General features: G+C 56.2%; 11 protein-coding genes. All 11 read right to left on the bottom strand.

The annotated features are described in order from the left end of the window. Positions 1-49 precede the first annotated feature (49 nt). Positions 50-1,501: a glutamate--tRNA ligase gene (gltX, locus tag AAC01S_RS07435; protein ID WP_067621064.1), complete on the bottom strand. Its 1,452-nt coding sequence runs from the start codon at positions 1,499-1,501 to the stop codon at positions 50-52. Between the two features lie 13 nt (positions 1,502-1,514). Beyond that, positions 1,515-1,997 carry a 2-C-methyl-D-erythritol 2,4-cyclodiphosphate synthase gene (ispF, locus tag AAC01S_RS07430; RefSeq protein WP_067621063.1) on the bottom strand — a complete coding sequence of 161 codons (483 nt, stop codon included), beginning with the start codon at positions 1,995-1,997 and terminating at the stop codon, positions 1,515-1,517. Next, positions 1,994-2,704 carry an IspD/TarI family cytidylyltransferase gene (locus tag AAC01S_RS07425; protein ID WP_157071093.1) on the bottom strand — a complete coding sequence of 237 codons (711 nt, stop codon included), beginning with the start codon at positions 2,702-2,704 and terminating at the stop codon, positions 1,994-1,996. The genes ispF and AAC01S_RS07425 overlap by 4 nt, the downstream gene beginning before the upstream one ends. 141 nt (positions 2,705-2,845) lie before the next feature. Continuing rightward, positions 2,846-3,940: a PIN/TRAM domain-containing protein gene (locus AAC01S_RS07420; RefSeq protein WP_067621061.1), complete on the bottom strand. Its 1,095-nt coding sequence runs from the start codon at positions 3,938-3,940 to the stop codon at positions 2,846-2,848. Positions 3,941-4,126: 186 nt separating this feature from the next. Beyond that, entirely contained in the window at positions 4,127-4,861 is a 735-nt protein-coding gene (gene pssA, locus AAC01S_RS07415) for a CDP-diacylglycerol--serine O-phosphatidyltransferase (RefSeq protein WP_067621060.1), read from the bottom strand. Positions 4,862-4,896: 35 nt separating this feature from the next. Further along, entirely contained in the window at positions 4,897-5,976 is a 1,080-nt protein-coding gene (gene disA / locus AAC01S_RS07410) for a DNA integrity scanning diadenylate cyclase DisA (protein WP_067621059.1), read from the bottom strand. A gap of 13 nt (positions 5,977-5,989) precedes the next feature. Then, the gene (gene radA / locus AAC01S_RS07405; protein WP_067621058.1) at positions 5,990-7,345 is read right to left on the bottom strand and encodes a DNA repair protein RadA; all 1,356 of its coding nucleotides are present in this window, start codon (positions 7,343-7,345) and stop codon (positions 5,990-5,992) included. A gap of 178 nt (positions 7,346-7,523) precedes the next feature. After that, entirely contained in the window at positions 7,524-9,956 is a 2,433-nt protein-coding gene (locus AAC01S_RS07400; RefSeq protein ID WP_067621057.1) for an ATP-dependent Clp protease ATP-binding subunit, read from the bottom strand. Continuing rightward, positions 9,956-11,035, bottom strand: a complete 1,080-nt coding sequence (gene mcsB, locus AAC01S_RS07395) for a protein arginine kinase (RefSeq protein ID WP_067621055.1) — start codon at positions 11,033-11,035, stop codon at positions 9,956-9,958. Before mcsB ends, AAC01S_RS07400 begins: the two co-directional genes overlap by 1 nt. 12 nt (positions 11,036-11,047) lie before the next feature. Beyond that, positions 11,048-11,563, bottom strand: coding sequence for a protein-arginine kinase activator protein McsA (gene mcsA, locus AAC01S_RS07390; protein WP_067621053.1), 516 nt, complete (start codon positions 11,561-11,563; stop codon positions 11,048-11,050). 23 nt (positions 11,564-11,586) lie between these two features. Then, entirely contained in the window at positions 11,587-12,054 is a 468-nt protein-coding gene (locus tag AAC01S_RS07385) for a CtsR family transcriptional regulator (RefSeq protein WP_067621051.1), read from the bottom strand. Positions 12,055-12,766: the final 712 nt, after the last annotated feature.

The following is a 12,766-nucleotide window of genomic DNA, read 5'->3' as shown; positions in this document are numbered from 1 at the left end:
TAAAGTACGATACTCAACTGAACTCTCCCTTTCTATTGCCCGAGCACGGTTACAACGTGGAGGAAAGTGCGTCGGAAAGCCGCTCTACGACGACATCTCGCCCGAGCAGCCAGATGGTCTTCTGCAGATCCGGACCGTGAACCTGTCCGGTGACCGCGGCTCGGACAGGCATAAACAACTGCTTGCCCTTGACACCGAGTTCCGCCTGGATTTCTTTGAAACGAGCGCGACTCGCATCCGCTGTCCACTCCGCGGCTTGCCTGCTCCTATGCAAGTAAGCTTCGACGACAGCGCGGGCAGACTCGTCCCTGAGCAATATCCGAGCTTCCTCTTCCCATTCAATATGCGTCTGGAAGAACGTTTGCGCGAGATGGATGAAATCGTGCGCGCATGTCATACCATCTTGGAACAGCGACACGACGTTTTCCAGCCACCCTTCAGGAGCCTCGGGCGGTACCCTGAGGCCCTCCTGTTCCATTTGCTTCGAAACCATCAGAGCCGCATCTGACAACGGCAGAGCCTTAAAGTACTGGTTCGCCATCCAGTTGAGCTTCTCCACGTCGAAGACGGCGCCAGACTTGGACACCCGATCCAGATCGAACTTGGCGCACAATTCCTCCATCGAAAACAGTTCCTCTTCGCCGCCCGGAGACCATCCCAGCAACGCGAGGAAGTTGATAATGGCCTGAGGGACATAGCCCAATTTTTCATACGCGGCGATAGGCAGCACGTTCGGATCGCGCTTGCTGAGCTTCTTCCGATGTTCATCCAGCACGATTGGCAAGTGCGCAAACGCCGGCACCGGCTTGCCGAGCGCTTCATAGACGAGAACCTGCCGCGGTGTATTGGACAGATGCTCTTCAGCCCGAATCACGTGGGTGATCTCCATCTCCACGTCGTCTATGACTACCTGAAAGTTGTAGGTTGGAATGCCATTCGACTTTACGATTACGAAATCGCCGATGTCATCGGTCTGAAACGTCACTTGGCCGCGAATGATGTCCTCGATCTCGATGCGCTTGCCCGGCTCCACATGAAAGCGGATGCTGTACGGTATACCTGCGTCGATCTTGGCCTGGCGTTCTTCCTTGGACAAGTTGTAACACTTTCCGCTGTAGCGCGGCACACGGCCTTCCTGTTCCGCGAGTTCCCGTTGTGCCACCAGCTCGTCGTCCGTACAGAAGCAAGGGTACGCCAGCCCGGATTCCAGCATTCTCTCCGTATACGATTTATACAGTGGCAAACGCTCCATGCAACGATACGGCGCATGCGGCCCTCCTACATCCAAGCCCTCATCCCACAGGATCCCGAGCCACCGAAATCCGTCGAGAAACTGCAGTTCCGCCCCTTCGACGTTACGGTTGACGTCCGTGTCCTCCAACCGCAGAATGTACGTTCCGCCGTGCCTGCGCGCGAAAAGATAGTTAAACAGCGCTGTTCGAACGCTTCCAATATGTAAATGACCGGTCGGACTAGGTGCAAACCGAACTCGTACCGACACAACGACGCCTCCCTTATTCCTTATCCGCTTGAACGAGCAATGCGACCGCCTGTGCGGCGATCCCCTCTTTGCGGCCAATAAATCCAAGTTTCTCGTTCGTAGTCGCTTTGATGGATACTTGTCCAATATCGACATGACACACCGAAGCGATATTGGTCCGCATCGCCATGACGTGCGGCAGCAATTTGGGCGCTTCCGCAAGCACCATCACATCTAGATTGCCCAATTGATAACCTTCTTGGGCCACAAGTCGAACCACGTGTTCAAGAAGTTTCATACTGTCCGCGTCCTTGAACCGATCATCGGACGGCGGAAAATGTACACCGATGTCGCCTAACGCGAGTGCGCCAAGCATCGCGTCCATGACCGCGTGAAGGATCACATCCGCGTCCGAATGTCCGAGCAGTCCGAAGGGAGCCTCTATTTGGACGCCGCCCAATACCAGCGGGCGGCTTTCATCGATTTGATGAACATCGTAACCAATGCCAATTCTCATGCTTCGACGTTCCCCCACAGTCTGATGGATAGCCATTGCGCGTAGTCCAAGTCGCTTGGCGTCGTGACCTTCCCATTGTAGCCCGTCGACTCAACGCAAGCCACTTTTACGCCCAGCGATTCCAAAATGGCGCTGTCGTCCGTCGGAGAGTCCGAGACCTCTTGCGCAAAGTACGCTTGTTCAATGAAGTCGCCGCGCACGACTTGCGGGGTCTCCGCCAGGAAAACCCGTTCGCGCGGGATCGTCCGATCCACCCGGTCATCCTGGACCCATTTGACAGTATCTCGGGAATAGCGGCCGAGGAGCGCTCCGCCGTGTACCGCCGCCTGTTCAAACACTTGATCCACGTCTGCGATCGACACAAAAGGACGCGCCGCGTCGTGAACGGCCACCAAGGCCTCGCTCGGCGGAAGCGCCATCGCCTCCAGCAGCCCGCGAACCACCTGCATCCCTGCCACAACCGAATCGTGGCGAGTCGCTCCGCCCCGTGTGAGCCGCACCCGGGCAGGGTTGTCCAATGTTGAAATCTCCGACTCCATGCGAGGCCAATCTTCTTCGGATGCGACGACAATCACGTGGCTGACGCCAGAGCAAAGCATCGCCTCCGTGGAACGAAGCCACATGGACTTGCCGGCCAGATTGAGAAATTGTTTCTTGAAGCCCATTCGGCGGCCCTGCCCCGCCGCAACCACAATCGCAAAACGCACCATGTCGACCTCCAAGCAAAAGCGAGGAATAAGTCCGCCTCGCTCGACCTATTCCTCGGTTGATTTCTATCGACGCATGTTGATAGTTCAGCTAGCCGCGGTTTCGCAGACGCACGCGGACCTCCGGCAAGCAACTCCGGATTACAGAGCCTTCTCCAACATCTTCGGCTTCGCAAAAATCATTCGACCGGCAGACGTTTGGAGCACACTCGTCACCTGAACAATGAGACGTCCGCCGATGTATTCGCGGCCGCCCTCGATCACGATCATCGTACCGTCATCCAAATACGCGACACCCTGATTGTACTCCTTGCCATCCTTGATGACCTGCACGTGCAGTTCCTCACCGGGGAGAACAACCGGTTTGAGCGCATTCGCCAAATCGTTGATATTTAATACTGGGACACCCTGCAACTCGCAAACCTTGTTCAGGTTGAAGTCGTTGGTCATCACCTTGCCATTCATCTGCTTCGCCAGACGAACCAACTTCGAGTCTACCTCTTGAATGTCGTCGAAGTCTATCTCGACAATTTGGACGACCGCCTTCAGTTCCTTTTGAATGCGATTCAGCACATCGAGCCCCCGGCGGCCGCGGTTGCGCTTAAGCACATCGGACGAGTCGGCAATGTGTTGCAACTCCTCCAGCACAAACGACGCGATGACAAGCGTACCATCCAAAAAACCCGTCTCGACCAAGTCGGCGATGCGGCCGTCGATGATGACGGAAGTATCCAGTAGTTTGGCTTCGCCAGGCCGCATGGCGGGACGTTTGTCGCGCTCTTTTTCCGCCCGTTCCTTCGCGGACAACCGGCCCGAAAATAAATTGAGCAAATCTTCACGCTTGGTGAATCCGATTCGGAGGCCGAGATAAGCGAAAAAGACCGCCACAAAGAACTGTACCGCGATGCCGACAATCGGAATGGAACGAATCTCTGGTGAGAAGAGATACGCGACGACAAGGCCGATGACCATGCCGATGGTACCGCCGAGGATATCCGCCAGCGGCGCGCTCTTCAACCGCTCCTCCAACCACCTCAACAACGCAGACACGTACCCGGCCACTGACATGGTCGCTATGAGAAAAACTGCCCCACCCAGCGCTGCGCCAAACCAATTCGAAGTCAAAACATCTTGATTGTTCATATGAAAGACGCGTATGAATAAGTCCGGACAAAATTGATACCCCAGTACTACCCCCAAAACCGTAAAAAACAGATGGACAACTTTTTTCATCATATCTAGCGTCACCTCCTGTCAAATAGTATGCACCCGATAGATCCTGTTCTAATCACACGAAGCTGGGATAAATTGAGTAAAAACGGTATCCTGGATAAATTTGCACGTTTGGCAGTCTCAAATGGGGTAATGACTTCAGTGTAGCATTCCCTCGGGAAGGCGTCAAAAAGCCTGAGACAGCTCGCCTCAGTCCTCGGATCTTCGCAAGATCTCAGATGAGACGGCACGTCCTCGACGAAATTTAATCACTCGATACCGAATGGATCGAATCAGACCATAACACGCGTAAAGACCCAAGATCCCAAAGATCAACCAATCGGGCCGAATCAACACATAGTGAATCAACACAAATACCAATCCAATTGACATAGGAACAAGTACGAGCAACGCTCGCGGAAACGCCACGCGCTTGAAGTTAGGGTAACGAACGCGGCTGATCATCAACATGGAAAGGACGAATGCGGCTGCCGAGAGAATCAACGATGCTGGATGAAGCACGGGCTTCATCAGCGTCAAGGTCGCCAATACGCCGCCAGCCGCGGTAATGGGCAAGCCAACGAAGAAATGCGTCGATTTCGTCTGCATGTGAAATCTGGCCAGGCGGATGGCGCCGCACATGGGAAACCATAGAGTCAGGAGATCTCCAATGACGCCGAGTTGTTTGAGCTCCATTTGATAGACGATGAGCGCTGGCGCCGCTCCAAATGTCACGATGTCCGCGAGTGAATCCAACTGTTTGCCAAACTCGCTCTCCGCGTGAAGCAGTCGAGCGATTCGACCATCCAACCCATCCAGGACCATGCCGACAACGACAAATAACGCCGCCTCGCTGACGCGTCCGTGCAAAGTCAGCAAGCTAGCTATCAACCCGAGGCCGAGATTCAGTAATGTCAACGCGCTCGGGATCGATCGTATCAACAAAGATGCCGCCTCCTCATTACCATTAGGAACCACGTTTAAAACTGACGCTCAATCAGGACTTGCTCCTGGATTCTATCGAGCCCAGTTCGAATCATTTGCGAGCGGATCGGGCCAACGCCCTCGACTTCGTCCAGATCAAGCACACTGGCGTTCAGGATCTTCGACAGGACACCAAAATGCTCCACAAGATTCTCGATCACAGGTTGTGGCAGTCGGCTGATCTTGTGCAAGACCCTGTATCCTCTTGATGGTACGACCTCTTCCAACAGATTTCCACTCGTTCGATAGCCTAAGGCCCGCGCAACGAGATGCCCATCGAGCAGTTCGTCTGATGACATATCGTGAATTTGCGACAGGATTTGGTGCGCGGCAGCCGAAGATTCAGGCGCCAAAAAATCCTTGACCAGCAAGTAGGCTTGTTCGTCCAGGTTGCTGACCAATTCGTCAAGCTGCATGCTCACGAGACGCCCCTCCGTGCCTAGCTCGATGATGTACCGCCGAATTTCCGACGTGACACGAAGCACCGTCTCAAAACGTTGTAGGACCGTGGTCACTTCGTCCAAGGTCACAGCCTCTTCAAATTCCAAAGCGCTTAAGTCGGTCAGTTCCTGCTCAAGGACGACCTTGTACTTTTCCAACGTTTGAAGCGCTTGGTTGGCCTTCGTCAAAATGACCGAAATGTCGCGCAGTACGTATTTGAACGTACCCTGGTAGAGTGTGATGACATTGCGTCGCTGCGAAATGCAAACCACCAGATGTCCGCTCTGACGGGCCACTCGCTCTGCCGTCCGATGCCGAGTACCTGTTTCAGAGGTGGGAATGGTGTGATCCGGATTCAGATTCGTATTGGCGTACAGTACGCGCCGCGCGTCTTCACTGACGATGATGGCGCCGTCCATCTTGGCCAATTCGTACAAGTGGGACGGCGTCAACTCACACTGAATCGAGAAGCCGCCGTCCATCATGGACAGCACCGTTTCCGAGGCTCCGATGACAATCAGTCCGCCGCTCTTGGCCCGCAGTATGTTTTCTATGCCCTCACGAAGCACCGTTCCTGGGGCTACCATTCGCAGAATTTTGTTGATCGCGATGTCGCGCCGCGAATCCTCTCTCATCCCGTGTCACCCTCTAAAAGGCCTTTTGTATCGCGTCCTGCACGGACTGGACAGAGACGACCTCCAATCCGGCGATGGTTTCCGCGACCGTTTGCGCAGCCGGGACAAAACACCGTGCGAATCCCAGCTTCTTCGCCTCCCGCAACCGTTCGGACAGACGCGTCACCGCGCGAACCTCTCCAGTTAATCCAACTTCACCAACGAACATGTCGCCCCGTGCCAGCGGGCGATCCCGATGGCTCGACACAAGTGCCATCGCGATCCCGAGATCGACCGCCGGCTCATCGACCCGCACGCCTCCGGCGACGTTGACATAAGCGTCGGATGCGCCGACCTGCAATCCCAGTCTTCGCTCCAACACGGCCAAAATCATATTGACCCGTTGATAGTCGGCCCCTGTGGTCGTCCGCCGCGGCGTTCCAAAGCTGGTAGGCGCGACGAGCGCCTGGACTTCAAGCAGCAGAGGCCGCCGTCCTTCCATCGCCGCAACCACCGCGGATCCAGGTACGACCAACTGTCGTTCGGACAGGAACAAAAGCGATGGATTGGAAACTTCACGGAGCCCTTCGTCGCCCATTTCGAACACGGCCAATTCGTTGGTTGAACCAAAACGGTTCTTCACCGCGCGCAGTACTCTATACATATGATGTCTTTCGCCTTCGAAGTATAATACTGCGTCAACCATGTGCTCCAACATGCGTGGACCGGCAAGAGCCCCGTCTTTCGTCACGTGCCCCACGATAAATGTGGCGATGTTTCGCGACTTCGCAAACCGCAGCAGAACACTGGTGCACTCCCTCACCTGGGCAACGCTTCCAGGCGCAGAGGTCAAACTCGGCCGAAAGACCGTTTGAATCGAATCGACGATCAGAAAATCCGGCTCGACCGAGGCTGCGGACTCGACGGCGAGATCGAGATCCGTTTCCGCCATGACGTACAGGTTGTTGTGCACCGTGCCGAGCCGCTCTGCCCGGAGACGAATTTGGCTCGCACTTTCTTCTCCAGAAATATACAAGACACGCCGGTTTTGTGACGCGATGGCCTGGGACAATTGAAGCAAGAGCGTCGACTTGCCAATGCCGGGATCGCCGCCGATGAGCACCAGTGATCCAGGCACCACACCGCCGCCCAGCACGTAGTCGCACTCTTCGATCCCGGTGTGAATCCGCGTCTCCGACTGCGCAGGAATTTGATGAATCGGCAGCGGTTCGCTCCGGACTCCGGAATGGCCGGTCCGCCTGGAATCCACAGGGGTGGACACCTCTTCGACAAGCGTGTTCCATTCGCCGCAACCGGGGCACCGCCCCATCCACTTCACCTCGATGTGCCCGCATGCCTGACACACGTATTGCGTTTTCGTCTTTGCCAAATCTCACTCCGCCCTTCGTACACACTGATTACCATCATACAAGAATGCAGCGATTCGTCTATCACGAGGGCGCTTCGACACACACACAATCGCAAACAGAACGAGATGTCTCCCCCGGACCCCGGGCGGAGACATCTCGAGTTGACAGCATGCTCCTAAAGGCGCACGCGTGTATCCGTTATACGCCAAGTGTTTGCGCGTTGACTTTTTCGACGCGGAGGCGATCCCCATCGAGTCCGAGGACGACCGTGTCGCCTTTCTTAATTTCGCCAGCAAGCAACGCTTCGGACAACCGATCTTCGATATGGCGAACGATCGCGCGTTGCAGCGGCCGGGCGCCGTATTGCGGATCGAACCCTTCCTTCGCCAGGAACGCCTTGGCTTCGTCCGTCAACGTGAACTGGATCTCCTGCTCCTGCAGTCGGCGCTGCAGGTTCTTCACCATCAGCTCGACAATCTGCGCAATCTGCGCTTCGTCAAGCGGATGGAAGACGATGATTTCGTCGATCCGGTTGATGAACTCCGGCCGGAACGTCTTCTTCAGATCCTGCATGACTTTGTCTTTCATATCGTTGTATCGGCTGCTGGAATCAGGCTTAAAGCCCACGCTTCCGCCTTTTCGCAGCTCTTCGGCGCCCACGTTCGACGTCATGATAATGACCGTATTGCGGAAGTCGACTGTGCGCCCTTTTCCGTCCGTCAACCGTCCATCGTCGAGCACCTGCAAGAGAATGTTGAACACTTCCGGGTGCGCCTTTTCGACCTCATCCAACAGTACGACCGAGTATGGCTTGCGGCGAACTTTTTCCGTCAATTGCCCACCTTCGTCGTACCCTACGTACCCCGGAGGAGAGCCAACCAGCCTGGAGGTCGAATGGCGTTCCATGAATTCGGACATATCGATTCGGATCATCGCGTCTTCGTCACCGAAAATCGCCTCAGCCAACGCGCGCGCCAATTCGGTCTTGCCAACGCCGGTTGGGCCGAGGAAGATGAACGAGCCAATCGGCCGTTTCGGATCCTTCAGCCCCGCGCGGGCGCGCCGAATGGCGCGGGATACGGCTTCGACCGCTTCGTCCTGCCCGATCACCCGATCATGCAGCAACTTCTCCATATTCAAGAGCCGTTCGGACTCTTCCTGTGCGAGCTGCTTCACCGGAATACCGGTCCAAGCTGCGACAACGTGCGCGATGTCGTCCACCGTGACGCGGACGTCGTCGTGTTGCTGCGTCTTCTGCCAATTTTCCTTCAGTTCTTCGAGCTCTTGCTTGATTCGCTGTTCCTGATCCCGGAGATTGGCAGCCTGTTCGAACTCCTGGCTTTGCACCGCGGAATCTTTCTCACTGCGCACCTTCTCCAGCTTCTGCTCCAGTTCCTTCAGGTTCGGCGGCGCCGTGTGCGTCCGCAAGCGAACCCTGGAGCCTGCTTCGTCGACGAGATCGATAGCCTTATCCGGCAGGAAGCGGTCAGAGATGTAGCGATCCGACATTCTCACCGCCGCTTCCAACGCTTCATCGGTAATCTTTACGCGGTGGTGGGCTTCATAGCGATCCCGCAGGCCTCGCAAAATTTCGAGCGCCTCTTCCGGCGTCGGCTGATCCACCGTGATCGGCTGGAACCGCCGCTCCAAAGCGGCATCCTTTTCGATGTGCTTGCGGTATTCGTCGAGCGTGGTCGCGCCGATGCACTGCAGCTCGCCGCGGGCCAACGCTGGCTTGAGGATGTTGGACGCGTCGATGGCGCCTTCAGCACCCCCAGCTCCGATCAAGGTGTGCAACTCGTCGATGAACAGAATGATATTCCCCGCTTGGCGGATTTCATCCATGATCTTCTTCAGCCGATCTTCAAACTCGCCGCGATATTTCGTCCCAGCGACGACGGTCCCCATATCGAGCACCATCACGCGCTTGTTGCGCAAGGTCTCGGGGATGTCGCCGAGGATGATGCGCTGGGCGAGTCCTTCGGCGATCGCGGTTTTACCGACACCCGGTTCTCCGATCAGCACCGGATTGTTTTTGGTGCGCCGTGACAACACCTGAATCACACGCTCGATCTCGCCGGCCCGGCCAATCACGGGATCGAGCTTGCCGTCGCGCGCCATCTGCGTCAAGTCGCGGGCGAGGCCATCCAGTGTCGGTGTGCCCGCCGCGTTGTCCTTGTCGCTGGCCAAGTCCGCGGCGTCTCCACCGAGCAACTGAAGCACCTGTTGCCTCGCCTTGTTGAGGCTGACATTCATGTTGGCCAGAACGCGCGCCGCGACGCCTTCGCCTTCGCGAATCAGCCCCAGCAGAATGTGTTCGGTGCCAACGTACGTATGATTCAATTTACGGGCTTCATCAATGGACAGCTCAATGACTTTCTTCGCGCGCGGCGTGTACGTCATCGCACTGACTTGTCCTTGCCCCTTGCCGATGATGCGCTCCACTTCCTGTTGCACCTTGTCTGCCTGAACGCCTAACATCTGCAAGGCGCGAGCGGCGATTCCTTCACCCTCCCGAACCAGCCCCAAGAGGATGTGTTCGGTACCAACGCCCGGATGATTCAGCCGAGTCGCTTCTTCCTGAGCCAGAGCCAAAACTTTCTGCGCTCTTTCCGTAAATCGTGCGTACATTAACCTTGCACCTCCATGTCATCTAAGCGAAGACGCTCTCGAATCAACGCGGCCCGTCGAACATCGCGTTCCGACGCCGACAGCTCCCGGTTCGAATACTTTTGAAGAAACGCTGGCTGCGTCGTCACCATCAATTCTTTCAAAATGCCGGCCGACACGCCTTGAATAATGCCTAAATCGATACCGAGCCGCACATCGGACAACCGCTCCATCGTCTCTTTGGTATCGATTCTACGAGCATATGCGAGAATGCCAAAGGACCTGCTTACCCTATCCTCCAGTTGCGTTCTGTTCCTGGCGAGCAAAGCCTTTCTGGCATTGCGCTCATGCTCGATCAACTGATAAACCACGCTTCGCAGGTTTTGTGTGATCTCTTCCTCAGTCTCTCCGAGCGTGATTTGGTTTGATACCTGAAACAGGTTGCCGTACGATTCCGATCCTTCGCCATACATTCCACGCACAGCCAATCCAACTTGGGACACCGCCGTTAGCATACGGTTAATGCTGCCCGACAAGACCAGGCCAGGCAAGTGCATCATGACCGAAGCGCGAATCCCCGTTCCCACATTGGTCGGACACGCCGTCAAGTACCCATAGGTATCGTGATACGCATAGGTCAACTGCGATTCCAAAGCATCGTCGATCGCGCTCGCCGTCTTCCACGCATCCTCCAAGCGAAGCCCTGGATATATGCATTGGATACGTAGATGATCTTCTTCGTTGATCATGATACTCACCAATTCGTCGTCGCGAAGCACCATCGCGCCATGCTTCTCCTGCTGGGCGAGATCGGGACTGATCAGATGTTTTTCGACAAACACCTGTCGATCCAAGGCCGACAAGTCCTGACACCGCACGAGTTCGAATTTGCCCAGCGAAGCCATGCTCGGAGACGCCACCGCACGAGCGACCGACTCAATCACCTCGCGCGCGTGGCTGTCCGTCTGCAGCACCGGAAACGGATATCCCTGAAGATTCCTCGCCACACGCACACGGCTTGTCAAGACGATGTCGTCCTCCGGGCCGCCTTCCTTCATCCAGCGACTCATAGCCCGTTGAAGGAAATCACTCAGTGACATGAGGCACCCTCCTCAATCTCCTTGTTGTTCGAGTAATTTGATTTGGTCACGGAGCTCCGCGGCCCGTTCAAACTGCTCATTCGCCACCGCCTGCTGCAACTCCCTGCGAAGCGCCTCGAGCCGCCGCTTTTGCTGCAAGGTCGCGCCCGATTTCACAGGGACCTTTCCCGTGTGGCTGGTGCCCGTTTGGATTCGCCGCAGAAGCGGTTCCAACCGGCTTGAAAAGCTGTCGTAACAATCCGGGCAACCAAAGCGGCCCAATTGCGTGAATTGGTTGTATGTCATCCCACAGGAGGGACATCTGAGCTGCACGGATTGAACCGTTGCGTATCCCGGTGACGACTCCATGTTCAACAACCCACTCAGGAGCTTGTTGAAATCAAACGCGTTGCCCGCGACGAACGGATTGAGCACTTCGCCCTGCTCCTTGGCACACACTTCACAGAGGTGATAGCCCGTCTTCTCACCGTTGATAATTTTCGTTACGTGAACCGTCGCTGGCCGTTCATGACAACGTTCACACAGCATGTGGACACCTCCGCGGATCCGGCTTACTGATCTGCAGCCGCAAGGACTTGAATCGCTGAGTACAAGAGACGCGCTCGCAACTGATCCCGAAGCGGCAAGTCGACCGTAAGAACCTCTCTTCTCAACATGTTTTCCAGCATGAGCGCTTCTCGCCGCGTCACCCACTTTTCCCTGTACAGGCGTCCAATCAAAGCCTCGCCAGACGCCTGGCTGACTTCCGGACCGAGCGTCCGAAGCAACTCCAAGAGCGCATGTTCTCGATCCAGCTTTAACCGCCGAATCCGTATGTAGCCACCGCCACCGCGCTTAGACTCGACGATGTAACCGTGATCGACCGTGAACCTCGTACTGATTACATAATTAATCTGCGAAGGCACACAGTGGAACAACTCGGCCAGCTCACTGCGCTGGATTTCGATGACGTCGAGATCGCTCTCTTCCAAAATACGCTTCAGGTACTGTTCGATCACATCGGAAATGTTGTTACCCATTGGCTGTAACTCCCATCCTTCGGCAGCACCGCCCTTTTGACTTTCACTTTTCTTGACTTTGACCTTTCTTGACCATATTATACACCGCTGATTTTCAAACACAAGTTCCATACGTACATCTTTGCGTCTTATCAGCCACGCCTTCCTTGTTCATTCTACCCAATCCCGCCCTAAGGATGACGGCGTTTGGGGACGACGCGGTGAGGAGATTGGCGCGAGGGCGAAGGCGATGTGGCGCGATCGCGACGGCGGGCGAGGGCGAAGGCGAAGGCGAAGGCGAGGGCGAAGGAGCGAAATAGGCGGCCCTCAGCCGCTTATTTCGGCGAGAGGGCCGGGCAAGAGGCAAAATAGGCAGCCCTCAGCCGCTTATTCGCCTTCCTCCCCACAGAATGGCCTGATTCGGGCCATTTAAGCGGCGCTGGACCGCTTATTCCTCGCCCATCACACGATTCGACACACTTAAGCCGCCTGCGGACGCTTATTTCGCTGCGCCCCCGATCGCCTCCGTTGCCGGAATCCGCGCGATCACGATCGGGGGCAGGAGGGGGGTGGCGCGAGATGACGCGATCGCGACGGCGGGCGAGGGCGGTGAAGGAGCGAAATAGGCGGCCCTCAGCCGCTTATTTCGGCGAGATGGCCGGACAAGAGGCAAAATAGGCAGCCCTCAGCCGCTTATTTGCCTTCCTTCCCACGGAATGGCCTGATTCGGGCC

It is taken from the genome of Alicyclobacillus acidiphilus NBRC 100859, from assembly GCF_001544355.1.
GTDB lineage: Bacteria > Bacillota > Bacilli > Alicyclobacillales > Alicyclobacillaceae > Alicyclobacillus > Alicyclobacillus acidiphilus.
The sequence above is the reverse complement of the archived record's forward strand: the minus strand, read 5'-3'. Positions and strand labels throughout refer to the sequence as shown.